Consider the following 24,105-nt stretch of genomic DNA (forward strand, 5'->3'; position numbering starts at 1 on the left):
GAGTCTAGGTTCGCGGCCCGCGCGGCCGGTGGGCGGGTGCAGGATCTCCACCCGGCGCACTCCCGGGCACGTCCTCGCGGGAGCGGTGCAGCGGCAGCCAGCGCTCGGCGTACGCCACCGCGTCCGCCACCGGGAACAGCCGTACGTCGGCCCCGCCCACCCTTCCCCGTACGACGACCCCGGTGTCCCGCTCGAAGTCGTAGCCCAGTTCGTCGAAGCGGTCCGAGGTGATCGAGACCTCCGTGACCACCTCCCAGCCGGCCGGTCCCGGGCGGCCGACCTTCACCCGCGGGGTCGGTATGCGGTACTCGGCGAGGTGGAAGCTCGTGCAGGTGTCGTAGCCGGCGCCGAGAAGCAGCACGCGCGCGTGGAGGGCCTCCAGGCGGGCCAGGGGGCTGCGCTCGCCCAGGCGGCAGTCGGGGGCGTGGCCGTCCAGGACGGCACGCGCGCGTGGGCCGATCGCCGCGAACGAGGTCTGCGGGTGCGCGCTCCTGAGCGCGCCGGACCAGGTGCGCACGGTCTCCGGGACCACGCCCACCCCGCGCGAGGGCGTGACGAGGGGGTCGTAGGCGGGCATGGTCGCGCGGATGGTCTCCCACCAGTCCTCGGGCACCGGCGGGTTGCTCCACACCGCCGGGTCCGAGAGGTCGCCGGTCTGGGTGGGGACCACGAGGGTGCCGTCCGGGCCGAGGGCGTCGAGGAGGCCCTGGACCACCGCGACGGAGCCTCCGCAGACCCAGCCGAGAGAGCTGAGGGAGGAGTGCACGAGGAGGGTCTCGCCGGTGCGGACACCCAGCTCGCGCAACTGCCCGGCGAGGGAGTCGCGGGTGACAAGTGGGCCGGTGGGAGGTGGTGTCGGCATGGTTCGGGAGTGTCCCTGACAGAACCGCCGCGCGCCACCCGATTGATCGATCAAAGATCGTTTCCGCAGGTCAGGTTAGGGATGCCTAAGTGATGCAGGGCACCGTCCTCCGGGGCGGGCGCGGCTTGCCCGGTCCTGAGGAATTACGCAACAATGGCGTTGTGAAAAACGTCGGCGAGGCTCGGGAGACCCCCACGGGGGCCCCTCAGGAGGAGCTCGCGACCGGTGAGCGGTCCACCCGCAACCGCGTCGCGCGATCCATCCTGGACCACGGGCCGTCGACCGTCACCGAGCTGGCCGGGCGGCTGGGGCTCACCCCCGCGGCCGTACGGCGTCATCTGGACGCTCTGGTGGGCGACGAGGTCGTCGAGGCGCGGGAGCAGCGGGTGTACGGGGCGCGGACGCGCGGCCGGCCCGCCAAGGTCTTCGCGCTCACCGACTGCGGCCGGGACGCCTTCGACCAGTCCTACGACAAGCTCGCCGCGGACGCCCTGCGCTGGATCCAGGAGCGGTTCGGCGGGGACGAGGCGATCGTCGCCTTCGCGCGCGCGAGGATCGCCGCGCAGGCCGAGGAGTACCGCAAGGCCGTCGAGTCCGCCGCCCCCGAGGAGCGCACCGAAGCCCTGGCCAAGGCCCTGAGCGCGGACGGGTACGCTGCTACGGCGCGGAGCGCACCGGTCGGCGAGCAGCTCTGCCAGCACCACTGCCCGGTGGCCCATGTCGCGGAGAAGTTCCCGCAGCTGTGCGACGCCGAGACGGAGATCTTCTCCCAGCTGCTCGGCACGCACGTCCAGCGACTGGCGACCATCGCGCACGGCGACGGCGTCTGCACGACGTTCATCCCCAAGATTTCCCACATGTCTGATCACGCATCTGCAAGCACGGCCGGGAGGAACCCCGCATGACTCTCCCCACGGAGACTGCCCACCCTGAGCTCGAGGGCCTGGGCAAGTACGAATACGGCTGGGCCGACTCCGACGAAGCCGGCGCCTCTGCGAAGCGCGGTCTGAGCGAGGAAGTCGTACGCGACATCTCCGCGAAGAAGAACGAGCCGGAGTGGATGACCAAGCTCCGCCTCAAGGGTCTGCGCCTGTTCGACAAGAAGCCCATGCCGAACTGGGGCTCGGACCTCTCCGGCATCGACTTCGACAACATCAAGTACTTCGTGCGCTCCACGGAGAAGCAGGCGGAGTCCTGGGAGGACCTTCCCGAGGACATCAAGAACACGTACGACAAGCTCGGCATCCCGGAGGCGGAGAAGCAGCGCCTCGTCGCCGGTGTCGCGGCCCAGTACGAGTCCGAGGTCGTCTACCACCAGATCCGTGAGGACCTGGAGGAGCAGGGCGTCATCTTCCTCGACACCGACACCGCCCTCAAGGAGCACCCGGAGCTCTTCAAGGAGTACTTCGGCACCGTCATCCCGGTCGGCGACAACAAGTTCGCGTCGCTGAACACCGCGGTGTGGTCCGGCGGCTCCTTCATCTACGTGCCGAAGGGCGTGCACGTGGAGATCCCGCTCCAGGCCTACTTCCGGATCAACACCGAGAACATGGGCCAGTTCGAGCGGACGCTGATCATCGTCGACGAGGACGCCTACGTCCACTACGTCGAGGGCTGTACGGCGCCGATCTACAAGTCGGACTCCCTGCACTCCGCGGTGGTCGAGATCATCGTGAAGAAGGGCGCCCGCTGCCGCTACACGACCATCCAGAACTGGTCGAACAACGTCTACAACCTGGTCACCAAGCGCGCCGTGGCGTACGAGGGCGCGACCATGGAGTGGATCGACGGCAACATCGGCTCCAAGGTCACCATGAAGTACCCGGCCGTCTACCTGATGGGCGAGCACGCCAAGGGCGAGACCCTGTCCATCGCCTTCGCGGGCGAGGGCCAGCACCAGGACGCCGGCTCCAAGATGGTCCACATGGCGCCGAACACGTCGTCGAACATCGTCTCCAAGTCGGTGGCGCGCGGTGGCGGTCGTACGTCCTACCGCGGTCTCGTCGAGATCGGTGAGGGCGCCGCCGGATCCAAGTCGAACGTGCTGTGCGACGCGCTGCTCGTCGACACCATCTCCCGCTCCGACACGTACCCCTACGTGGACGTCCGCGAGGACGACGTGTCCATGGGCCACGAGGCGACCGTCTCCAAGGTCTCCGAGGACCAGCTCTTCTACCTGATGAGCCGCGGTCTCTCCGAGTTCGAGGCGATGGCCATGATCGTGCGCGGCTTCGTCGAGCCCATCGCGAAGGAGCTGCCGATGGAGTACGCGCTGGAACTCAACCGGCTGATCGAGCTCCAGATGGAAGGCGCGGTCGGCTAAGCGATCGCCGTCCATCCAGTCACTTACGCAGGAAGAGAGCAGACCGACAGCCATGGCTGAGGCTCAGAACATCCCGGTGGGGTCCACCACCGCCGGCTCGATCGCGGTGGCCGCCGAGTCGACCGTCGCCACGCGCATGAGCGCGCCCCCCTCCTTCGACGTGCAGGACTTCCCCGTCCCGCACGGCCGTGAGGAGGAGTGGCGGTTCACCCCGCTGGAGCGCCTGCGCGGGCTGCACGACGGCACCGCGGTCGCCACCGGCGAGGGCGTGAAGGTCGACGTGCAGGCTCCCGCGGGCGTCACCGTCGAGACCGTCGGCCGTGACGACGCGCGCCTCGGCCGGGCGGGCACCCCGGTGGACCGCGTCGCCGCCCAGGCGTACTCCGCGTTCGAGCAGGCCGGCGTGGTCACCGTCCCCAAGGAGACCGTGCTCACCGAGCCGATCCGCATCGCCGTGCACGGCGAGGGCGGCACCCGCTTCGGCCACCAGGTCATCGAGCTGGGCGCCTTCGCCGAGGCCGTCGTCGTCATCGACCACACCGGTGACGCCGTCCTCGCGGCCAACGTCGACTACGTCCTCGGTGACGGCGCCAAGCTGACCGTCGTCTCCGTCCAGGACTGGGACGACAAGGCCGTCCACGTGGCCCAGCACAACGCGCTCATCGGCCGGGACGCGTCCTTCAAGTCGGTCGTGGTCACCTTCGGCGGCGACGTCGTACGGCTGCACCCGCGCGTCTCCTACGCCGGCACCGGCGGCGAGGCCGAGCTGTTCGGGCTCTACTTCACCGACAAGGGCCAGCACCAGGAGCACCGCCTCCTGGTCGACCACAACACCCCGCACTGCAAGTCCAACGTCGTCTACAAGGGCGCGCTCCAGGGCGACGACGCGCACGCGGTGTGGATCGGTGACGTGCTCATCGAGGCCAAGGCCGAGGGCACCGACACCTACGAGATGAACCGGAACCTCGTCCTCACCGACGGCGCCCGGGTCGACTCCGTGCCGAACCTGGAGATCGAGACCGGCGAGATCGTCGGCGCCGGCCACGCCAGCGCCACCGGCCGCTTCGACGACGAGCAGCTCTTCTACCTGATGGCCCGCGGTATCCCGGCCGACGAGGCCCGCCGACTGGTGGTCCGCGGCTTCTTCGCCGAGCTGGTCCAGCAGATCGGTGTCGACGACATCGAAGAGCGCCTCCTCGCGAAGATCGACGAGGAGCTGGAGGCCACCGTCTGATGGCCTACGTACGTGCCTGCGGCCTGAGCGAGCTGGAGGAGGACACCCCGAAGCGGGTGGAACTCGACGGCACGCCGGTCTCCGTCGTGCAGACCGAGGGGGAGGTGTTCGCCATCCACGACATCTGCTCGCACGCGAACGTCTCGCTCTCCGAGGGCGAGGTGGAGGACTGCCAGATCGAGTGCTGGCTGCACGGCTCCAGCTTCGACCTGCGCACCGGCAAGCCGTCCGGCCTTCCCGCGACGCGCCCCGTCCCCGTATACCCCGTAAAGATCGAAGGGGACGACGTGCTCGTCTCCCTCAACCAGGAGTCCTGAGGCAATCCATGGCAACGCTTGAAATCCGCGACCTGCACGTCACCGTCGAGGCCGACAACGCCACGAAGGAGATCCTCAAGGGCGTCGACCTCACCGTGAAGCAGGGCGAGACGCACGCCATCATGGGCCCCAACGGCTCCGGCAAGTCGACCCTCGCCTACTCCCTCGCGGGTCACCCGAAGTACACCATCACCGGCGGCACCGTCACCCTCGACGGCGAGGACGTCCTGGAGATGGAGGTCGACGAGCGCGCCCGCGCGGGCCTGTTCCTGGCGATGCAGTACCCCGTCGAGGTCCCCGGCGTCTCGGTCTCCAACTTCCTGCGCACCTCCGCCACCGCCATCCGCGGCGAGGCCCCCAAGCTGCGCACCTGGGTGAAGGAGGTCAAGGAGGCCATGGAGCGCCTCAACATGGACCCCTCCTTCGCCGAGCGCAATGTCAACGAGGGCTTCTCCGGCGGTGAGAAGAAGCGCCACGAGATCCTCCAGCTGGAGCTCCTCAAGCCGAAGATCGCGATCCTCGACGAGACCGACTCCGGCCTGGACGTCGACGCCCTGCGCGTCGTCTCCGAGGGCGTCAACCGCGTCCGTGAGACCGGCGAGGTCGGCACCCTGCTGATCACGCACTACACGCGCATCCTGCGCTACATCAAGCCCGACCACGTGCACGTGTTCGCCGGCGGCAAGATCGTCGAGTCCGGCGGCGCCGAGCTCGCGGACAAGCTGGAGAACGAGGGCTACGAGGCTTACACGAAGGGTGGCGCATCCGAGTGACGCAGTTGCCGGGCCTCCTCGACACCGAGGCGATCCGCAAGGACTTCCCGATCCTGGACCGTCAGGTCCACGACGGCCGGAAGCTCGTGTACCTGGACAACGCGGCGACCTCGCAGAAGCCGCGCCAGGTGCTGGACGCCCTGAGCGAGTACTACGAGCGCTACAACGCCAACGTCCACCGCGGTGTGCATGTGCTCGCCGAGGAGGCCACGGCGCTGTACGAGGGAGCGCGCGACAAGGTCGCCTCCTTCATCAACGCGCCCTCGCGCGACGAGGTGATCTTCACCAAGAACGCCTCCGAGTCGCTCAACCTCGTGGCGAACATGCTCGGTTGGGCCGACGAGCCCTACCGCGTGGACTCCGAGACCGAGATCGTCATCACCGAGATGGAGCACCACTCCAACATCGTGCCGTGGCAGCTGCTCTCGCAGCGCACCGGCGCGAAGCTGAAGTGGTTCGGCCTGACCGACGACGGCCGGCTCGACCTGTCCAACATCGAGGAGATCATCACCGAGAAGACGAAGATCGTCTCCTTCGTGCTGGTGTCCAACATCCTGGGCACGGTCAACCCGGTCGAGACGATCATCCGCCGGGCGCAGGAGGTCGGCGCGCTGGTCTGCATCGACGCCTCGCAGGCGGCGCCGCACATGCCGATAGACGTGCAGGCCCTCCAGGCCGACTTCGTGGCCTTCACGGGCCACAAGATGTGCGGTCCGACCGGTATCGGAGTGCTGTGGGGCCGGCAGGAACTCCTGGAGGACCTGCCCCCGTTCCTCGGCGGCGGCGAGATGATCGAGACCGTGTCGATGCACTCGTCGACCTACGCTCCCGCCCCGCACAAGTTCGAGGCGGGCACGCCCCCGATCGCGCAGGCGGTCGGGCTCGGTGCGGCGATCGACTACCTCCAGTCGATCGGCATGGACAAGATCCTCGCCCATGAGCACGCGCTGACCGAGTACGCGGTCCAGCGCCTCACCGAGGTCCCGGGCCTCAGGATCATCGGCCCGACCACGGCCGAGGACCGGGGCGCGGCGATCTCCTTCACCCTGGGCGACATCCACCCCCATGACGTGGGCCAGGTCCTCGACGAGGAGGGCATCGCGGTCCGGGTCGGCCACCACTGCGCGCGGCCGGTCTGCCTGCGGTACGGAATTCCTGCGACCACGCGAGCGTCGTTCTATCTGTACTCCACGCCCGCCGAGATCGACGCACTGGTCGACGGGCTGGAGCACGTACGGAACTTCTTCGGCTGAGAGGCTGTCGTGAAGCTGGACTCGATGTACCAGGAAGTCATCCTGGACCACTACAAGCACCCGCACGGGCGTGGTCTGAGGGACGGCGACGCCGAGGTGCACCACGTGAACCCCACGTGCGGTGACGAGATCACCCTCCGCGTGAAGTACGACGGCACGAGGATCGAGGACGTCTCGTACGAGGGCCAGGGCTGCTCGATCAGCCAGGCCTCGGCCTCCGTGCTGAACGATCTGCTGGTCGGCAAGGACCTGGCGGAGGCGCAGAAGATCCAGGAGACCTTCCTGGAGCTGATGCAGTCCAAGGGAAAGATCGAGCCCGACGACGCGATGGAGGAGGTGCTGGAGGACGCGGTCGCGTTCGCCGGTGTCTCCAAGTACCCGGCCCGGGTCAAGTGCGCCCTCCTCAGCTGGATGGCGTGGAAGGACGCGACGGCCCAGGCGCTGGACGCCGACGCCGAAAGGAAGACGGCATGAGCGAGACCATTGAGATGAAGCCGGCCTCCGAGGAAGAGATCCGCGAGGCGCTGTACGACGTCGTCGACCCCGAGTTGGGCATCGACGTGGTCAACCTCGGCCTGATCTACGGCATCCACATCGACGACGCGAACATCGCGACCCTCGACATGACGCTGACCTCGGCGGCCTGTCCGCTGACGGACGTCATCGAGGACCAGGCCAAGTCCGCCACGGACGGCCTCGTCAGCGAACTGCGCATCAACTGGGTGTGGATGCCGCCGTGGGGCCCGGACAAGATCACGGACGACGGGCGGGAGCAGCTTCGGGCGCTCGGCTTCAACGTCTGAGCGAGTCCGACCGGTGGTTCGAAGGGGCCGTGGCCAGGTGCCGCGGCCCCTTTCGCATGCTCAGGACAGCCCGCCCACCAACTGGAACGAGGAGTCCGCCAGATACTGGGAGCTGTACTCGAAGCGGTCCAGGCGGACCACGAAGTTCTTGTGACGGAGGAAGTAGCCGGGGTAGTTGACCGACTCCAGCATCACGGCGCCCGGGGCGTACGAGGAGTCCCGGGGGCAGAACGTCGCGTCCTGCTCGAAGAGCGACGAGCCGTCGTCGCGGGCGGCACGCAGGACGAAGTTGCTGTGGCGCAGGTACTTGCCGTCGTGCGTGACGAAGGAGTAACAGGAGGCGTTCGCCAGGCCCTTGACCTGCTTGAAGGTCGAGTCCTCGCGGGATTCCGAGCCGCGGACCGGGTCCAGGGCCACGTAGTACTCCGTCACATGCCAGTAGCGGTCGGGGTAGTTGACCGCGCGGACCGAGCGGTACGTCACCGAGGGCTTCGGCTTCGACGAAGCGCTCTTGGACGGGGTGGACTTGGGCGGCTTCGGCGTGGCCGTCACCGTGGCGGTGGGGCCGGGACCCTGCTGGCGGGGGCTCCGGGGAGTGGGGGACACCGACGAGAGACCGCTGTCGCCCTCCGGGGGGAGGGTCGTCGCCGGCTGCGAGGAGAAGGAGATCAGACCGGATCCCTCGTCCCGCGCGGTCTTCGCCGTCCTGGCGTCCTCGTTGTCGGTCGCGGCTATCGCCGCCACACAGGCGACGATCGTGGCCACCGCCAGCGCACCGGCGAGATAAAGCCGTCGGGTGCCGGGTGTGCGGGCGGTGTCCAGTGTCCAGCCGTTCTCCCAGGGGCGGTCCTGAGGCGGCCGGGACTTCTCTTCGGGCATGCGCGATTCCTCCGGCGCGGCGCAGGTGTGCGACGGCCGCTGCTGTGGTGGCGCGGTATGTGAAAGGTGAAACACAGTGGTTCCGGAGGGAACAGTAGTGGTTACCGGGGGTTGTCAGCAGCCCTTTGAATCGAACGGTTTCCACATTCCCTGCCCAAGCAGTCCGTCCGGCGTTCATGTCCGCCGTTATGTACGCTTGTACACATGGGATATCTGCTCCTCGCCGGAGCCATCGCAGCCGAGGTCGCGGCGACCACGGCCATGAAGTACACCGAGGGCTTCAGCCGGCTCGGCCCCTCACTGCTGACCGTGCTCGGCTACGTCCTGTCCTTCGCCCTGCTCGCCCAGACCCTGAAGACGGTGTCCGTCGGCACCGCCTACGCGATCTGGGCCGGCGTGGGCACCGCGACCATCGCCACCATCGGGATGCTCTTCCTCGGGGAGGGGATGACGGTCACCAAGGCCGCCGGGATCGCGCTGATCATCGTCGGGGTCGTGGTGCTGAACCTGGGCGGGGCGCACTGATGGCCCGGCGCTACGACCCCGAGCGCCGGCAGCGGATCATCGACGCGGCCATCCGGGTCGTCGGCGAGAAGGGCCTCGCGGGGCTCAGCCACCGCAGTGCCGCCGCCGAGGCCGATGTGCCGCTCGGCTCGACGACGTACCACTTCAAGAGCCTGGACGAGCTGATGGTCGCCGCGCTGCGCCAGGCCAGCGAGGGCTTCGCCAAGGCGGTCGCCGCGCACGGAGCGCTGGACGGTCCCGGCGGGGACCTCGCCGCCGACCTCGCCCGCGTCCTCGGCGAGTGGCTCGGCGGCGACCGTACCGGCGTCGAGCTGGAGTACGAGCTCTACCTCGCCGCGCTGCGCAGGCCCGCGCTGCGCCCCGTCGCCGCCGAATGGGCCGACGACCTCGCCGCCCGCCTCGCGCACCGCACGGACCCGGTCACGGCACGGGCCCTGGTCGCGCTGACCGACGGGATCTGCCTCCAGGTGCTGCTGACGGGGGTGCCGTACGACGAGAGGTATGCGCGGGAGATGCTGGCGCGGGTGATTCCCTGATCCTCGCCGGGGTCCGTGAACTCTTCGTCGTCCATCGGGCGGGCCCTGGCGCGCACCGGTGAGGATCCAGGGCCCCGCCGACACGGCCCCGAGGAGCCTTGACCCGGCCGACAGCCGCTTCGGTCCTGTTGGGGCCGGTGCCCCGCACCACGTGGGGAGTCCGGGGCACCGGAAGGCAGGTCGTACCGCCCGGCTTCTGAGACGGCCCGCGTGCGGGTTCGCCTCGTGCGCCCCCCGGCGGTTAGGTTGCCCTCATGACCGACACGACTGCTCCGCGTATCACCGGCGCCATCGCCGCAGGCCTCGCCACCGTCGCCGCCGACGGCACCGTTCTCGACACCTGGTTCCCCGCTCCCGAGCTGGCCGCCGAGCCGGGTCCCGCAGGCACCGAGCGGCTGTCCGCCGAGCGGGCCGTGGAGCTGCTCGGCGAGGGTGCCGCGAAGGCGATCGGTCCGGACGCCCGGCGCGGTGTCGAGGTGGTCGCGGTCCGCACGGTCATCGCCTCCCTGGACGAGAAGCCGCTCGACACCCACGACGCCTACCTGCGCCTGCACCTCCTCTCGCACCGCCTGGTCCAGCCGCACGGCCAGAGCCTGGACGGCATCTTCGGCCTGCTCCCCAACGTGGCCTGGACCTCGCTCGGCCCGGTCGCCGTCGACGACGTCGAGAAGGTGCGCCTGAACGCCCGCGCCGAGGGCCTGCACCTCGCCGTGACGAGCGTCGACAAGTTCCCGCGCATGACGGACTACGTGGCCCCCAAGGGCGTCCGCATCGCCGACGCCGACCGGGTGCGGCTCGGCGCGCACCTCGCCGCGGGCACCACCGTGATGCACGAGGGCTTCGTCAACTTCAACGCCGGCACGCTCGGCACGTCGATGGTCGAGGGCCGGATCTCCGCCGGTGTCGTGGTCGGCGACGGCTCGGACATCGGCGGCGGCGCCTCCACCATGGGCACGCTCTCCGGCGGCGGCAACGTCCGCATCACCATCGGCGAGCGCTGCCTGATCGGCGCCGAGGCGGGCGTGGGCATCGCGCTCGGCGACGAGTGCGTCGTCGAGGCCGGTCTCTACGTCACCGCGGGCACCCGGGTCACCATGCCCGACGGCCAGATCGTCAAGGCCCGCGAGCTGAACGGCGCCTCCAACATCCTCTTCCGCCGCAACTCGGTCACCGGCACCGTCGAGGCCCGCCCGAACAACGCGGTCTGGGGCGGCCTCAACGACATCCTGCACAGCCACAACTGAGGTGCTTCCGCCGCCTCGAAGATCACTTACGGGTTACCAGGCGTGACCTCGCGGGCGTTTCGGCAGATGAACGGGTGGACGCAGAGTCCGATCAGAGGCCGAGACGACGAAACAGGGGCGGAACAATGAAGAACAGGCGGGCATGGGCCGGGGCGCTGCTCCTGGCGGGGGCGTCCTGCGGGATGTCGGCCGGCACCGCGAGCGCAGACGAGACCAACACCGGCTCCCATAATGGCCCCCGGGTCGGCCTGGTCAACATCGGCCAGGTGGACGACCCGATGGAGGACGTCCTCGAGCACCTGCTGCTGATCGGCGACGGGTACTCCTGGAACTGACCCGCGCCGAGGTCGCCGTAGAGGATTCGCCTCTGCGGCGACTTTTTTCATGTCCGCGGCATAGCGGGGGAGGCCCGCAGGCGTCACAAGGGGCGGAGGGACGGCGCACCGGCGCCGCCGGGGAAGAGAAGGTGACGATGAATGCCGAAGGGCTGGAGAGTTTCCGGGACTTCGTGGACAGCAGGTCGTCCGCCCTGCTGAAGACCGCCGTCCTCCTGTGCGGGGGAGACCAGCACGCCGGTGAGGACCTGCTCCAGAACGCCCTGGTCCGGGCGGCCGGGCGCTGGCAGAAGATCGACGAACCCGAGGCCTACGTACGGCAGGTCCTCTACCGCCAGCAGGTCAGCCGCTGGCGGCTGAAATGGCCGCGCCGGGAGCTCAGCGTCGCCGAGCCGCCCGAACCGGCGGGCACCGGAGGGACCCCGGCCGACACCGCCGCCGCCACCGAACTGCGCCTCGTGATGCGCCAGGCCCTGTCCCGGCTCACCGCACGCCAGCGCACCGTCCTGGTGCTGCGCTACTTCGAGGACCTGCCCGAGGCCGACGTGGCCCGGCTGCTCGGCTGCTCGGTCGGCACCGTGCGGTCCACCACCCACCGCTCGCTGGCCCGGCTGCGCTCGCTCGCACCCGAACTGGCCGCCCTCGGGCCCGCCGACGCCGAGCGCATCGCGTCCCGTGACTACTCGCCCGTGGAGGTGCGTCCGTGAACGTCGACGACATCGTGCGCGACGCGCTGCGCGAGCAGGCTGCCGAACAGCCCCCGGCCGCGGCGGGGTTCGCCGACCGGGTGCTCGCCGTGCGGCGCCGCCGCCGCAGTCGCAGGATCGCGCTCGCCGCCGCGGCCACGGTCGCCGCGGTCACCGTGGCGGTGGCCGTACCGCTGCTGGACTCCGGCAAGGACGACGTACGGCCCTCGGGCGGCGGCGGTGGAATCGTGGTGGAGAAGAAGACGAAGGCCCACCCCGACCAGTCGCCGCCGCGCGAGGAGATCTCCGTCGGGGGCACGAGCCTTGCGGGGTACTCCCTCTCGGAGACGGTCGAGAAGAGCGCGGACAGCGCCGTCCGCCGGCGCACCTACTACCTGCTGGACCCGAAGACCGGCACCTACGCCAAGGCCGCGAACTGGTCCTGGGTCGCCGTCGCCCCCGGAGGGAGGACCGCAGCCGTCCTCGAACGAGAGCTGCCCGTCCCCCGGATCGGTCTGCTCGACCTGACCACCGGCAAGGTCGAGCGGTGGATCCAGGTCGACCACCGCGTCGGCGGGGTCACGTTCTCCCGCGACGGCCGCAAGCTGGTCGCGACGACGTACAGCCAGAACCCCGACCGGCTGGTCAAGACGGAGGGCAACGTCGAGTGGGGCCAGCCGTGGACGTCGAGCCGAACCGGCTACTTCGTCCTCGACGTGGCCTCCGGGGCCGGCGCCTGGACCGAGATCAAGCTCGCGGGCGACTCCGACGACCCCATGAGCGGCACCATGCTCAACAGCCGCCAGGACTTCGCCCTCACCGACGACGGCAGGTACGTCTGGGAGGGCCGCCCCATGGAACCGGGCTATGCGTTCTACGACCTCTCGGGCAAGGAGGTCCCCGCGCCGGCGGGTTACCAGTACCTGTCGTGGTTCGTCGACGCCGGCACGTCACCCGACGGCAAGCTCGTCGCCGGTGACTTCGCGGGCAAGAAGTGGAAGACGTCCTCGTACGTCCTCGACGCCGAGACCGGTGCGAAGACCGAGGTGCGCGGTCAGCAGCTGCTCGCCTGGGTGGGCAACAAGCAGCTCATCGCCTGGGACATCGGCAAGAACGACAAGAACGAGTTCCACCAGCGGCTGGTGCTCGTCACCATCGGCAGCGACAAGGAAACCCCGCTCAGCGGCTTCCGCGCGGGCAACGACGGCGACGCCGGACGCTGGGAGCCGCTCTTCGCCCAGCCCTGACCGGACCGTCAGGCGGCCACGAACCGTTCGTACTCCGCCAGCAGCCCGTCGGCCGTCTCCCGGTCGGCGGGCCGCAGCGGTGCACGGACCGGGCCGGCGGGCAGGCCGAGCGCGTTGAGGAGGGCCTTGGCAGTGACCGTGCCGGGCAGGCCCGCCGCCATCATCGCCTCGATCAGCGGAACGGCCCTCTGTTGGAGGCGGGCGGACACGGGGGTGTCGCCCGCCTCGAACAGGTCCAGGATCGCCCGGAGCCGGTCCGGGACCACGTTGGCCACGGTGCTGACGTATCCCGCCCCGCCCACCGCGTACAGCGCGAGGATCTGCTCGTCGCAGCCCGCGTAGTACGCGAGCTCCGTGCGGTGCAGGACCTTCTGGGTGCCGAGGAGGTCGTAGGAGCAGTCCTTGACCGCGACGATCCGGGGGTGCTCGGCGAGCCGGATCATGGTCTCCGGCTCGATGCGGGTGCCGGTGCGGCCCGGGATGTCGTACAGCATGACGGGCAGACCCGAGGCGTCCGCGACCGCCCGGAAGTGCGCCTCCAGCGCGTCCTGCGGTGGCCTGCTGTAGTAGGGGCTGACCACCAGCACCCCGTCCGCACCCGCCTTCTCGGCCGCCAGGGCGAGCTCGACGGTGTGCCGGGTGTCCGAGGTGCCCACGCCCGCCACCACCGACGCCTGCTCGCCCACCGCCTCCCGGACCGCCGTCACCAGCGCCGACTTCTCCGCGTCCGTGGTCGTCGGCGACTCGCCCGTGGTGCCGGACAGGACGAGGCCGTCGCAGCCGTGCGCGACCAGGTGCGCGGCCAGGCGCTGGGCGCCGTCGAGATCGAGCGCGCCCTCCGCGGTGAAGGGGGTGACCATGGCGCACAGCGCGCGGCCGAAGGGAGCAGGCGTAGTCGTCATGGGGGTAGTCTCGGCCCGCCGACAGTGAAGCTCCACTTAATTCTTCTGCGGAGTACCGGTAAGAGAAGCTTCACCATACGGTCCTAGGCCCTATGTCCATTACGGCCCGCATGGGTCACCATGGCGAGAAGGGACCCCTGAGCGTGGGAGGCGTCATGAAGCTCGGCAAGGCACTGGCCACCGGAGTCGCCGAAGAGCGGCCGCAGATCCAGGACGACGAACTCGACCTTCCCGAGGAGATCAAGGAACTGAAGGCTCCCGAAGAGGTTCCGGCGGCCCGATGAGGCTGCGGCTTCCGGAGGAACGCCCCGCGGAGCCGCCGACCGGATACAAGATCGCCCACCCGGTGCTGTCCCAGGACGGCACCCGGGCCGGGTTCACCGGTGTGTCGCTCGGCGGCGCGCTGCCGTACGGCGTCCTGGCCGACGCGTCCTGCGTCTACGGCCTGCGGCACCGGGCGCCGAACCGCCGCTGCGACTGCGGCTTCCACTGCGTGCACGACCGCGCCGCGGCCGAGGCGCTGCTGTGCACGGCCGAGCACCGCACGGCCGTCCTCCTCGACGTCCTGGTCCTCGGCCGCTACCTCCGCTTCGAGCTCGGCTTCCGCTACGCCCGCCAGCGGGTGCGGACCGCCACCGTCGGAGCGTGTGCCTGCGGCACGGTCGCGGCCGCGCTCGCCGACGCCGGCTGGGGCCGGCCCGGCTGGCGGGCGCTCGCCCCCTCGTGCGCGGCCTGCCTTCGAGGCCGTACGGCCGTCTCGCTCGCCGGGTTCGCCCGGCTGGCCGGGGAGGGGCTGCGGGTGATCGCGGGCCCGGCCGGTCCTGTCGTGGCCGGCCTCGACGCACCCGAGGGGCTCGGCGTGCCCGAACTCGCCGCCGAGGCCGCCCTGTTGCAGGCCCGGCTCGACTGGTTCCAGAGCCAGCTGGCCCGCCTCGGCGAGCGCGGCCCGGACGGCGGACCGCAGGGGTAGCGGGGGCCCGGCCGGGTACCCGGGGGTTCCGACCGAGAGGAGGCGGAACACCGTGACCGGAACCACGGCCCCCAGGCCGGCCCACGACGAACACCATTCGGTGGGCGAACTCGTCGGGCAGGCCACCGAACAGCTCTCGCGGCTGGTGCGGCAGGAAGTCGCCCTCGCGAAGGAGGAGTTGACCGCCAAAGGCCGGCGGGCCGGGCGCGGCGGCGGGATGCTCGGCGCCGCGGGCGCCTTCGCCTACGCGGGACTGCTCGCGCTCGCCGGGACGGGCATCGCCGCGCTGTCGCTGGTGCTGTCGGTCTGGGCCGCGGCGCTGATCGTGACCGGCGTGCTGTTCGTGATCGCCGGCGTGCTCGCCGCGACCGGCCGTGCCCAGCTGCGCGGCGCCACGCCCCCCACGCCCGAGGCGGCGCTCGACAGTGTCAAGGCCGATGTCGAGGAGATCAGGGAAAGGGCGCACCGATGACGGACAGGACGACCGGCGACCACGCCCCTTCAGGGGCCAAGGGCCCCGATGAACTGCGGCGCCAGATCGAGCGGACCCGCAGTGAACTGGGCGACACGGTGGAGGAGTTGGCAGGAAAGATGGACGTGAAGGGCCGCGCCCGGGCCCGGGCGGCAGATCTCAGGGACAAGGCGGGCGCGCTGACCGTGCAGCTGCGCAGCACGGCCGCGCATGCCGGGCACACCGTGCAGGACAAGGCCACCCAGGCGGGCCACAAGGTCCAGGACCGGGCGGTCCAGGCCGGGCACAAGGTGCAGGACCGTGCCGTGGAGGCCGGGCACAAGGTCCAGGACCGGACGCTCCAGGCGGGTGACACCGCGAAGGGCGGGGCCGCCCGGACCGGACAGGAGCTGGAGCGCAGGGCGGAGCACAGCGTGCCCATGCCGGTGCGACCCGTGGTCCTGGCGGCGATACGGCATCCGCGGCCGGCGCTGCTCGTCGGCGCGGCCGTGGTCGCGGTCGCGGTGGTGGCTTGGCGGTACCCGAAGAAGTGAGCGGCGGTACCTGCGGCGCTGTCTGAGGAAGGCCGCTGTATCCCAGAGCTCCCCGTCGGCCGGACGCGCTGACGGGGAGTTCCGCTGCCGCGGGGCATCGGGCCGGACGGCCCGGTGTCACCTCTTCCGTGCCCTGGCCGCCCGCAGCCTCGCCGGCCACGCCCGGGTGTCCCGCGGCTCCACATAGGGCTCCTCCGTCGGCTCGTGCTCGCCGGAGGCGATCGCCCGTTCCCGGGCGAGCTCCGCGTCGAACTCCAGGCCCAGCAGGATCGCCAGGTTGGTCAGCCAGAGCCAGACGAGGAACACGACGGCGCCCGCGAGGGTGCCGTACGTCTTGTTGTAGGAACCGAAGTTGGCGGCGTAGAGCGCGAAGCCGCCGGACGCGGCGAGCCAGAGCAGCGTGGCGAGGACGCTGCCGGGGGAGATCCAACGGAAGCCGCGGCCACGGACGTTGGGGGCCGCCCAGTAGAGCAGGGCGATCATCCCGACGACGAGGAGCAGCAGCACCGGCCACTTGGCGATGCCCCAGAACGTGATCGCCGCGTGGCCGAACCCCACCGCCCGGCCCGCCCGTTCGGCGAGCGGGCCTGTGAAGACCACGATCAGCGCGCTCGCCGCCAGCATCAGCATGAGCGTCACGGTCAGCGCCAGCCGCAGCGGCGTCAGCTTCCACACCGGGCGGCCCTCCGGCAGGTCGTACACCGCGTTGGAGGTACGGATGAACGCGGCGACATAGCCGGACGCGGACCACAGCGCGGCGAGCAGTCCGAGGATCGCCAGGACGCTTCCCGTGCCCCCGCAGTCGCCGAGCTGGACCACCGCGTCCCGCAGGATGTCCCGGGCCGGGCCGGGCCGGGCGCGAGGCCGCCGATGTTGTCGAGGAGCCGGTCCGTCGCGCGCTGTCCCACCACCCCCAGCAGGGAGACCAGGACCAGCAGGGCCGGGAACAGCGAGAGCACGCCGTAGTACGTCAACGCGGCCGCACGGTCGGCTAGTTCGTCGTCCAGCAGCTCCTTGAACGTGCGCTTCGTGACGGCGGCCCAGGACCGCCGGGGCAACTCCGAGGGGCTTTCCGGGGCGGATTTCTCGGCCTGCTCGTCCATGAACCGGCGGGTCTCCCGAAACCGCCGGTCGAACCCACGCGAGCCGGCCGGCCCGGTCGTCCGGGCGCCTCTCACCGAACACATCTCTCTCCTGGACAAAAAAAGTTTTCGGTGAGACGGTGGACCCATGCTGGACGTCACCGTGATCGAGGACCCCGAGGCGGCAGCCGTCTCCCTGGACCCCATAAGGGCGAGGCTGCTGGCCGAACTGGCGGCCGGACCCGCCTCGGCCGCCATGCTGGCCGGTCAGGTCGGGCTGCCCCGCCAGAAGGTGAACTACCACCTCAAGGCACTGGAGCGGCACGGCCTGGTCGAGCTCGCCGGGGAGCGCCGCAAGGGAAACGTCACCGAGCGGCTGATGCGGGCGACCGCCGCGTCGTACGTGATCTCACCGCTGGCCCTCGCCGCCGTGGCGCCGGACCCGGACCGCTTCCGTGACCAGCTCTCCGCGCGCTGGCTGCTGGCGCTGGGCGCCCGGCTGGTGCGGGACGTGGGCCAACTGATCACCGGCGCCGCGAAGGCCCGCCAGAGGCTCGCGACCTACGCGCTCGACGGCGAGGTGCGGTTCGCCTCCGCCGCCGAACGAGCCGCGTTCATCGAGGAGTTGACGGCCGGGGTCGGCGCGCTGATCCGCAAGTACGACGCCCCGGACACCGAGGGCGGCAGGGACCACCGGATCGTGGTGGCCGTCCATCCCACGCTCAAGAAGACCGAGTTGGAGTAGATCATGTCCAAAGAGTTCGAGATCGCCCGCGAGTTCGAGGTCGACGCCACCCCCGAGCAGGTCTGGGCGGCGGTCACCACCGGCACCGACGGCTATCTGTGGCCCATGGAGCCGCCCGAGCCCCGCGTGGGCGGAAAGGGGCCCTTCGGCTCCCAGGTCACCGCCTGGGACCCGCCGCACCGCTACACCAACCGTGTCGAGAACGTCGACGGCATCTCCGAGCAGACCCTCAACCAGCTCGACTACACCATCGAGCCGCGGGACGAGGGCCGGCGGGCCTGGGTGCGGTATGTGCACAGCGGGATCTTCGTCGACGACTGGGACAACCAGTACGACGGCGCCGCCAAGCACACCGACTTCTACCTGCACACCCTGCGCGAGTACCTGGTCCACTTCGCGCCCCGGCCCGCCGCCTTCGCGACCTTCGACGGACCCGAGGCGTCCAAGGCGCCGGACGCCCTCGCCGTCGTGGCGCGGGCGCTCGGGGTCGGCGAGGACGTGGCCGCGGGCAGCCGGCTGACCGTCCACGGCCCGGACACCTTCGAGGCCGTGGTCGACTTCCGCAACGAGTACTTCATCGGGCTGCGCACCGACCGGGGCCTCACCCGGATCTTCGGGCGCAACCACTGGGGCCACCCGGTCGGCGTCTCGCTGCACGACTTCGCCCCCGACTCCGACATCAAGGAGTGCGAGGGCGAGTGGCAGGGCTGGCTGAACGGCGTGTTCAGCTGAGCGAGGTGTTCAGCTGAGCGAGGTGTTCAACCAGCCCTGAGCCGGCCGGAGTTACGGCTTGAAGCGCAGCACCTGCGGGTCGTGGTCGCTGATCTGGTCGTGGAACTCCGAGTTGATGTGCACGCTGTCGTACTCGAAGTCGCAGCTCCGCCGGATCGACGGGCTGACCAGGATCTGGTCCAGGACCTGCTGGTTGCCCTGGTAGTCGTAGGTGTAACGCTCGCTCCTCGGCAGCGACTTGATCGCCGACCAGAGCTCGCCGTCACCCTCCAGGATCTTCGCGGTGTCGGAGAACTCGAAGTCGTTGATGTCACCGAGGGCGATGACGTCCGCGTTCTTCTGGGTGTCGAGGATGTCCTTGACGAAGCCGTTCACCAGGGTGGCCTGCTGGTGGCGCTGGATCTCGGAGCTGCGCGGCACCGGCTGGGTCGCCGAGGTCAGCCCGTAGTCGCCGCCCTTGGAGTTGAAGTGGTTGGCGATCACGAAGACCGTGCGGCCACGGAAGACGAACTCGCCGGCCAGCGGCTTGCGGCTGGACTTCCAGGCGTCGTTCGTCGGGTCGATACGGCCGGGGGAGACCGTCAGCTGCGCCTTGCCGTGCACCTTGGTGACACCGACCGCGGTGGTGGCGTCGCCGCCCGCGCGGTCCGTGAAGGAGACCCGCTCCGGGTTGAACAGGAACACCTGGCGGATGTTGCCGCCCGGCTCGCCGCCGTCGGTGTCGTTGGTCGGGTCGATCGAGCGCCAGTCGTACGTCGGGCCGCCCGCCGCCACGATCGCGTCGATCAGCTTGGTCACCGTCACGTCGGCGGCGGTGGTGCCGTCGTCCTTCGCGCCGTTGTTGTCCTGGATCTCCTCCAGGGACACGATGTCGGGCGACTTCAGGTTGTTCACGATCGCGGAGGCGTGCTCCTCGAAGGTGGCGTCGGACGGGTCGAGGTTCTCGACGTTGTAGGTCGCGACCGCGAGCTCGCCCCGCGACTGCTTCTGCGTCGACTCCCGCTGGAGACCTGCGCTCTTGAGCGTGCCGATCTCGCCCGCGACCAGGGTGTAGCCGCCGAACTGGTTGTAGTCCAGCGGGCCCGTGGTGCTGCCGGTGAGGACGTCACCGACGTTCGCGACCGGGAAGGCGGCGGTCGAGCCCAGCGACTGGATCTGGAGCCGGCCGGTGTTCTGGGAGTCGTAGGAGCCGTAGAGCGTGCCGCCGCGCCGCGTGGCGTTCTCGCGCGGCTTCACCGTCACCCACAGCTCGGTGTACGGGTCGGTCGCGCCCACCACGCGGACGTCCTTGACCTGGACGTTCATGCCCTCCAGGGACTCGTAGTAGTCCAGGGCGTACTGGTTCGGCCGAAGCGTCAGACCGTTGATCGAGTTCGCCGCGGCCGAGTCGCCGGCCGGGGCGTACGCGGCGGGCACCGACTTCGCGTCGACCACGACGGGGGCCGGGACCGCGTTGCCGCTGGAGACGACCGTGACCGTCGGCTTGGTGATCTCGGTCACCGACTGGTTGCCGGAGGAGGTGCCGCCCGGGACGTACTCCGAGACGGTGCCGGTGACCGTGACGGCGTCACCGACGGCGACCTTCGGCGTCGAGCTGGTGAAGACGAAGACGCCCTCACTGGTCGCCGGGTTGTCATCGGGGTTCGGGTCCTGGATCCAGAAACCTCTGGAGGAGCCGTAGGTGCGCACCCCGGTGACGATTCCGGCCACATCCGTGACCTTCTGACCGGCGTACGGGGATATCCGGGTCGCGCCCTGGATGTCGTGGATGCTCACGCCGGCCGCGTGCGCCGGCGAGACGAGGACGATGGCGGAGGCCGCGGACGCGGCGGCGACGGTGAGCGCGGCGAGACGCGCGGACTTCTTGCTCGGCAACGGGATCCCTCCGGGGACGAACGTAGGCGCCGGGACGAGGGTGGACGTGGAACGGTGGGAGCCGCGACCTGTGGGGGCGGTTGCGACGCGCGTAGAGAACACCGTGCGCAAAAATACAGTGAACAGGTGTCCGCCGGGTTTCTACGCGCGTCAATCTCCAACCTGGTCAGGCCAGTTGTCAAGGTTTCAGCCATGGACGGCACCTGTCCGGGAGATGAACCGGGCGGCATGGGTGGATATCCGTCTACGCTGAGCGGCTGAGTGGCACGACGCGTCCTAGGAGAAACAGCCGATGTCAGACAGCTCCCCCCTGCCGCCGGTGCGGCTGCACCTCGAAGCGGAGCTGGCGCGCGACGCCCTGTCCACGCCGCTGCTCACCCGGGCCGCCCGGCTCGCCCGCTGGGCCGGCGAGGACACCCGTGTCGACGCCGGGGGCGGACTCGTCGAGGAGCAGCTGCCCGCGGCGGCCGCGGAACTCGGCCTCACCGGCGACGACGCGGCGGCGTACGCGAGCGAGGCCTGGCGCGTCGCCGTCGACACCGGGCTCGTGGAGATCGTCGACGAGGAGGAGGGCACCGTCGCCCCGGGCGCCGACCTGGCCCTGCTCACCGGGTCCCCGCAGGACGTGCTCGGGGTCTGGCTGACCGCGCTGGAGACGGTGCTGGCCGACGCGAGCGTGCCCGACCTGGACGATCTGGTCGACGCCCTGGACGAGGGAGGCGAGGTCGACCTCGACGCCCTGGACTGGGACCCGCAGGCCGAGCAGGAGTTCCTGGACGGGGTGCTCGGCAACCTCTACCTGCTCACGGTCGGCGAGGACGGGCCCGCCGACGGCACCGTACCCCTGCCGGCCCTCGCCGCCTCGATGATCGTGCCCAGCGACATGGGCGAGCCCACCAACGACGTCCTGGAGCAGGTCTCCGACGCGATGATGCGGCTCGACGACCAGTTCCGGATCCTGGAGCCGGTCGGCCTGGTGGAGTACCAGCCCGTGGACGAGGCCCTGATGGCGGACACCGACGAGGAGCCCGCCGCGGCCGTCGACGAGACCGACGTCTCCCGCTACGGCATGGTCCGGCTCACCCCCCTCGGCCTGTACGGCCTGCGCTCGCGGCTGCTGGAGGCGGGGATCGCGGCACCCGCCGTCGGTGACCTCGCCGACAAGGGGGCGGACGCGCTCCTCGACGGCACCGCCGGGTTTCCGCCCTCGGCCGCGCAGGCCGAGACCGAGCAGTGGCTGGACCGACGCGAACCCCTCACGGCGGCACGGGAGTTGCTGGGTGCCGCTCGGGGCGGCGACCAGGGCGCGCCGCTGCGCCGGCTGCGGTGTCAGCAGGCCCTGTCGCTCGTCGGCACCGTCGCGGAGCCCGCGCTGCGGGAGGTGCTCGACGACCCCGAACTGGGCGGGCTCGCCCGGGTCTGGCTGGTCGAGCGCGGGTTCGAGGACGTGCCCCCGCCCTCCCAGGACATGGTGTTCTGGCTGACGGTCGACACGATCGCCGCGCAGCTGGCCGCGGAGGGCAACTCCGAGGAGCTTCAGGGGCTGGTGGAGGGGCTGGCCCAGCAGCACGGGGGGTTCTTCGCGGCGGCCTGGCGGGTGGATCACCCGGCCACGGCGGATGTGCTGGAGGCGATGGGGCGGCTGCATCCGGACAAGAAGGTGGCCAAGGAGGCCCGCAAGGCCGCGTTCAAGGCCCGTTCGCAGCACGGGGGTTGACGGTCGGGAGGCGGCTGCGGGCGCGTGGGGGGCCGGCCGCGCGGTTCCCCGCGCCCCTAAAGGGTTTCCCATGACCCCGTGTCGATTCCTTCAAGTGGCTCCACCGAAGTCTCACGCCGTTCAACCTGCGTTCAGGCATGGACGGGACTGTTGCGCCGAACCGAGGTCCGCCACCCTCCACGGCGTTTACCCACCGTCTCAGGAGACACCATGTCGCTCACCCGCAGGGACTTCGCCAGCAGAACCGCGCTCACCGGGGCCGGGGTCGCGCTGGCGGGCAGTGTCGGCGCCCTCGCCACCGCGCCGAACGCCCTCGCCGCCACCGACGTCGAGAGCGCGGAGGCGGAGGCCGCAGGCGCCCACCACGGTGTCGGCTACGGGCCGCTGATCCCCGACCCCGAGGGCCTGCTCGCGCTGCCTGCCGGCTTCCGGTACAAGGTCATCACCTACAGCGGCAAGACCAAGCTGGAGTCGGGCGAGTTCACCCCCTCCAACCACGACGGCACGTCCACCTTCGACGGCCCGCGCGGCACCACCCTCCTCGTCAACAACCACGAGCTGGCCGGCGCCCGCGCCAAGTGGCCCTACCCGGTGCCGCTCACCGAGGGCCTCGTCTACGACCCGGCCGCGGCCGGCGGCTGCACGGTCGTCGAGGTCCGCCCCGGCGGCAAGGTCGCCGAGTGGGTCGGCATCGCCGGCACCGCCACCAACTGCGCGGGCGGCAACACCCCTTGGGGCACCTGGCTCACCTGCGAGGAGACCGAGGACAAGGCCGGCACCAACGGCTTCACCAAGGACCACGGCTACGTCTTCGAGGTCGACCCCTCCGACCGCCGCGCCAACAAGGACCCCAAGCCCATCAAGGCACTGGGCCGTTACGCCCACGAGGCCGTCGTCGTCGACCCCAGGCGCGGCCACCTCTACCTCACCGAGGACGCCTCCAACCCCAACGGCCTGCTGTACCGCTGGACCCCGCCCGAGGGCTTCTGCCACGGCCACGGCAAGCTGCGCACCCTCGCCGAGGACGCGGGCACCCTCCAGGCCTTCAAGTGCTTCGACTCCGGCGGCCAGTTCGTCGACGACCTCTCCCGCGCCACGAAGATCGGCACGGTGTACGGCGTGGACTGGGTGGACGTCCCCGACCGTGACGCGAAGACCACCTCCGTCCGCAAGCAGTTCACCGCCGGCCAGGTCACCCGCGCCCGCAAGCTCGAAGGCATGTGGTGGGGCGACGGCGGCACCTACATCGTCTCCTCGTACGCCCGCACCGAGAGCCCCGTCCAGCACGACGGAGCGGTCTGGTTCTACGACCCCAAGCGCCGCACCCTGACCCTGAAGGTCCTCCTCGGCGTGAACCCGAACCCGGCCGAGGACGGCGCCTTCGACGGCCCCGACAACATCACCGTCTCCCCGTACGGCGGCCTCGTCATCGCCGAGGACGGCGAGGGCGTCCAGCACCTGTTCGGCGCCACCGAGAGCGGCCGCACCTACCCGATCGCCCGCAACGAGCTGAACATCGGCACCGAAGAGGCGCCCGAGTACAGCGAGTTCACCGGCGTCACCTTCTCGCCCGACGGAAGGACGCTGTACGCCAACATCCAGACACCGGGGATCATGCTGGCGATCACGGGGCCCTGGAAGCGCCAGAAGCGCGGCTGACCTTAATTCGCTCGCCCGGCCCGCGGCACGCCTCCTAGAGTGATGAACGTCCAGGTGCGAAGGCAGGACCTACTTCCACTCATAATGGGGCGGCCGCGGGTTCGAGTCCCGCCACCGGTACAACTCGCCGGTGTAGCTCAGGGGTTAGAGCACCTGATGTCGGTTCCGCCGACCTGAACTCTGGACACCACAACTTCATGCACCTCCCGGTGCGAGCAATGTGATCTCGGGAGGCGCAGCTCATGGTGGGTGCCCGGTGCGCAGGCAGCGGATACTTCGGGAACTGGTGAGGGAAATCCCTCGTGCGGGTTCGAATCCCGTCATCGACTCAGGGTCGATGTGGCGGAACGGAAGACGCGCCTGTTGATAAGCACCGCGGCCGACTTCGACCTCGGACACCC

The 24,105-nt window shown here is 70.3% G+C and carries 26 protein-coding genes and 1 pseudogene; 22 read left to right on the plus strand and 5 right to left on the minus strand.

What is annotated here, in order from left to right; genetic code table 11:
• Positions 1 to 4: 4 nt before the first annotated feature.
• Positions 5 to 862, minus strand: coding sequence for an aminoglycoside N(3)-acetyltransferase (locus ACFULQ_RS15340; protein ID WP_383543354.1), 858 nt, complete (start codon positions 860 to 862; stop codon positions 5 to 7).
• Between the two features lie 161 nt (positions 863 to 1,023).
• Between ACFULQ_RS15340 and ACFULQ_RS15345 the strand changes: the two genes are divergently transcribed.
• The 8 genes from ACFULQ_RS15345 to ACFULQ_RS15380 are packed head-to-tail and all read left to right on the plus strand — an operon-like array spanning position 1,024 to position 7,565.
• The gene (locus tag ACFULQ_RS15345) at positions 1,024 to 1,767 is read left to right on the plus strand and encodes a helix-turn-helix transcriptional regulator (protein WP_383543356.1); all 744 of its coding nucleotides are present in this window, start codon (positions 1,024 to 1,026) and stop codon (positions 1,765 to 1,767) included.
• On the plus strand, positions 1,764 to 3,185 hold the full coding sequence (gene sufB / locus ACFULQ_RS15350) for a Fe-S cluster assembly protein SufB (RefSeq protein ID WP_053847444.1): 1,422 nt from the start codon (positions 1,764 to 1,766) through the stop codon (positions 3,183 to 3,185). Before ACFULQ_RS15345 ends, sufB begins: the two co-directional genes overlap by 4 nt.
• A 52-nt stretch (positions 3,186 to 3,237) precedes the next feature.
• Positions 3,238 to 4,419: a Fe-S cluster assembly protein SufD gene (gene sufD, locus ACFULQ_RS15355; protein ID WP_383543359.1), complete on the plus strand. Its 1,182-nt coding sequence runs from the start codon at positions 3,238 to 3,240 to the stop codon at positions 4,417 to 4,419.
• Complete coding sequence (locus ACFULQ_RS15360) at positions 4,419 to 4,736, plus strand: non-heme iron oxygenase ferredoxin subunit (protein ID WP_383543361.1); 318 nt, start codon at positions 4,419 to 4,421, stop codon at positions 4,734 to 4,736. The genes sufD and ACFULQ_RS15360 overlap by 1 nt, the downstream gene beginning before the upstream one ends.
• Positions 4,737 to 4,744: 8 nt before the next feature.
• Complete coding sequence (sufC, locus tag ACFULQ_RS15365; RefSeq protein ID WP_053847447.1) at positions 4,745 to 5,509, plus strand: Fe-S cluster assembly ATPase SufC; 765 nt, start codon at positions 4,745 to 4,747, stop codon at positions 5,507 to 5,509.
• Positions 5,506 to 6,762: a cysteine desulfurase gene (locus ACFULQ_RS15370; RefSeq protein ID WP_383543364.1), complete on the plus strand. Its 1,257-nt coding sequence runs from the start codon at positions 5,506 to 5,508 to the stop codon at positions 6,760 to 6,762. Before sufC ends, ACFULQ_RS15370 begins: the two co-directional genes overlap by 4 nt.
• Before the next feature lie 9 nt (positions 6,763 to 6,771).
• Positions 6,772 to 7,236 carry a Fe-S cluster assembly sulfur transfer protein SufU gene (gene sufU / locus ACFULQ_RS15375; protein ID WP_123759973.1) on the plus strand — a complete coding sequence of 155 codons (465 nt, stop codon included), beginning with the start codon at positions 6,772 to 6,774 and terminating at the stop codon, positions 7,234 to 7,236.
• Complete coding sequence (locus ACFULQ_RS15380) at positions 7,233 to 7,565, plus strand: metal-sulfur cluster assembly factor (RefSeq protein WP_123988411.1); 333 nt, start codon at positions 7,233 to 7,235, stop codon at positions 7,563 to 7,565. Before sufU ends, ACFULQ_RS15380 begins: the two co-directional genes overlap by 4 nt.
• Positions 7,566 to 7,625: 60 nt before the next feature.
• On the opposite strand, the gene ACFULQ_RS15385 is transcribed toward ACFULQ_RS15380, so the two are convergent.
• A complete protein-coding gene (locus ACFULQ_RS15385) occupies positions 7,626 to 8,444 on the minus strand; it encodes an AbfB domain-containing protein (protein ID WP_383543369.1) in 819 nt (272 codons plus the stop codon).
• Between the two features lie 204 nt (positions 8,445 to 8,648).
• On the opposite strand from ACFULQ_RS15385, the gene ACFULQ_RS15390 reads away from it, so the two are divergent.
• The 6 genes from ACFULQ_RS15390 to ACFULQ_RS15415 all read left to right on the plus strand — a co-directional run bounded on the left by ACFULQ_RS15390 (position 8,649) and on the right by ACFULQ_RS15415 (position 13,017).
• Positions 8,649 to 8,969 carry a DMT family transporter gene (locus ACFULQ_RS15390; RefSeq protein ID WP_383543372.1) on the plus strand — a complete coding sequence of 107 codons (321 nt, stop codon included), beginning with the start codon at positions 8,649 to 8,651 and terminating at the stop codon, positions 8,967 to 8,969.
• Entirely contained in the window at positions 8,969 to 9,505 is a 537-nt protein-coding gene (locus tag ACFULQ_RS15395) for a TetR/AcrR family transcriptional regulator (RefSeq protein ID WP_383543375.1), read from the plus strand. Before ACFULQ_RS15390 ends, ACFULQ_RS15395 begins: the two co-directional genes overlap by 1 nt.
• 254 nt (positions 9,506 to 9,759) lie before the next feature.
• The gene (gene dapD, locus ACFULQ_RS15400; protein WP_383543378.1) at positions 9,760 to 10,749 is read left to right on the plus strand and encodes a 2,3,4,5-tetrahydropyridine-2,6-dicarboxylate N-succinyltransferase; all 990 of its coding nucleotides are present in this window, start codon (positions 9,760 to 9,762) and stop codon (positions 10,747 to 10,749) included.
• A 125-nt stretch (positions 10,750 to 10,874) separates the two neighbouring features.
• A complete protein-coding gene (locus tag ACFULQ_RS15405) occupies positions 10,875 to 11,084 on the plus strand; it encodes a hypothetical protein (protein ID WP_383543380.1) in 210 nt (69 codons plus the stop codon).
• A 137-nt stretch (positions 11,085 to 11,221) separates the two neighbouring features.
• Positions 11,222 to 11,791, plus strand: coding sequence for a SigE family RNA polymerase sigma factor (locus ACFULQ_RS15410; protein WP_383543383.1), 570 nt, complete (start codon positions 11,222 to 11,224; stop codon positions 11,789 to 11,791).
• Entirely contained in the window at positions 11,788 to 13,017 is a 1,230-nt protein-coding gene (locus ACFULQ_RS15415) for a WD40 repeat domain-containing protein (protein WP_383543385.1), read from the plus strand. Before ACFULQ_RS15410 ends, ACFULQ_RS15415 begins: the two co-directional genes overlap by 4 nt.
• 8 nt (positions 13,018 to 13,025) lie before the next feature.
• On the opposite strand, the gene dapA is transcribed toward ACFULQ_RS15415, so the two are convergent.
• Positions 13,026 to 13,919, minus strand: a complete 894-nt coding sequence (gene dapA, locus ACFULQ_RS15420) for a 4-hydroxy-tetrahydrodipicolinate synthase (RefSeq protein WP_383543388.1) — start codon at positions 13,917 to 13,919, stop codon at positions 13,026 to 13,028.
• Positions 13,920 to 14,074: 155 nt separating this feature from the next.
• Between dapA and ACFULQ_RS15425 the strand changes: the two genes are divergently transcribed.
• The 4 genes from ACFULQ_RS15425 to ACFULQ_RS15440 are packed head-to-tail and all read left to right on the plus strand — an operon-like array spanning position 14,075 to position 15,894.
• Positions 14,075 to 14,203 carry a hypothetical protein gene (locus ACFULQ_RS15425; RefSeq protein WP_330267722.1) on the plus strand — a complete coding sequence of 43 codons (129 nt, stop codon included), beginning with the start codon at positions 14,075 to 14,077 and terminating at the stop codon, positions 14,201 to 14,203.
• Positions 14,200 to 14,889 (plus strand): hypothetical protein, encoded by a 690-nt coding sequence (locus ACFULQ_RS15430; RefSeq protein WP_383543391.1) that lies wholly within the window; start codon positions 14,200 to 14,202, stop codon positions 14,887 to 14,889. The genes ACFULQ_RS15425 and ACFULQ_RS15430 overlap by 4 nt, the downstream gene beginning before the upstream one ends.
• A 52-nt stretch (positions 14,890 to 14,941) precedes the next feature.
• Positions 14,942 to 15,361: a phage holin family protein gene (locus ACFULQ_RS15435; RefSeq protein ID WP_383543394.1), complete on the plus strand. Its 420-nt coding sequence runs from the start codon at positions 14,942 to 14,944 to the stop codon at positions 15,359 to 15,361.
• Positions 15,358 to 15,894 (plus strand): DUF3618 domain-containing protein, encoded by a 537-nt coding sequence (locus tag ACFULQ_RS15440; protein WP_383543397.1) that lies wholly within the window; start codon positions 15,358 to 15,360, stop codon positions 15,892 to 15,894. The genes ACFULQ_RS15435 and ACFULQ_RS15440 overlap by 4 nt, the downstream gene beginning before the upstream one ends.
• Positions 15,895 to 16,011: 117 nt before the next feature.
• On the opposite strand, the pseudogene ACFULQ_RS15445 reads toward ACFULQ_RS15440, so the two are convergent.
• Positions 16,012 to 16,997: pseudogene (locus ACFULQ_RS15445) on the minus strand (YihY/virulence factor BrkB family protein).
• A gap of 127 nt (positions 16,998 to 17,124) precedes the next feature.
• Between ACFULQ_RS15445 and ACFULQ_RS15450 the strand changes: the two are divergent.
• Together ACFULQ_RS15450 and ACFULQ_RS15455 are read left to right on the plus strand one after the other, a co-directional pair.
• Positions 17,125 to 17,721: an ArsR/SmtB family transcription factor gene (locus tag ACFULQ_RS15450; RefSeq protein ID WP_383543400.1), complete on the plus strand. Its 597-nt coding sequence runs from the start codon at positions 17,125 to 17,127 to the stop codon at positions 17,719 to 17,721.
• A gap of 3 nt (positions 17,722 to 17,724) precedes the next feature.
• On the plus strand, positions 17,725 to 18,453 hold the full coding sequence (locus ACFULQ_RS15455) for an SRPBCC domain-containing protein (protein ID WP_383543403.1): 729 nt from the start codon (positions 17,725 to 17,727) through the stop codon (positions 18,451 to 18,453).
• A 51-nt stretch (positions 18,454 to 18,504) separates the two neighbouring features.
• On the opposite strand, the gene ACFULQ_RS15460 is transcribed toward ACFULQ_RS15455, so the two are convergent.
• Positions 18,505 to 20,328: an endonuclease/exonuclease/phosphatase family protein gene (locus ACFULQ_RS15460; protein ID WP_383543406.1), complete on the minus strand. Its 1,824-nt coding sequence runs from the start codon at positions 20,326 to 20,328 to the stop codon at positions 18,505 to 18,507.
• A gap of 292 nt (positions 20,329 to 20,620) precedes the next feature.
• Between ACFULQ_RS15460 and ACFULQ_RS15465 the strand changes: the two genes are divergently transcribed.
• Entirely contained in the window at positions 20,621 to 22,045 is a 1,425-nt protein-coding gene (locus tag ACFULQ_RS15465; protein ID WP_383543409.1) for a hypothetical protein, read from the plus strand.
• A gap of 210 nt (positions 22,046 to 22,255) precedes the next feature.
• Positions 22,256 to 23,704 (plus strand): alkaline phosphatase PhoX, encoded by a 1,449-nt coding sequence (locus tag ACFULQ_RS15470; RefSeq protein WP_383543412.1) that lies wholly within the window; start codon positions 22,256 to 22,258, stop codon positions 23,702 to 23,704.
• Positions 23,705 to 24,105: the final 401 nt, after the last annotated feature.

Source organism: Streptomyces sp. NPDC057253 (assembly GCF_042669125.1).
Classification (GTDB): domain Bacteria; phylum Actinomycetota; class Actinomycetes; order Streptomycetales; family Streptomycetaceae; genus Streptomyces.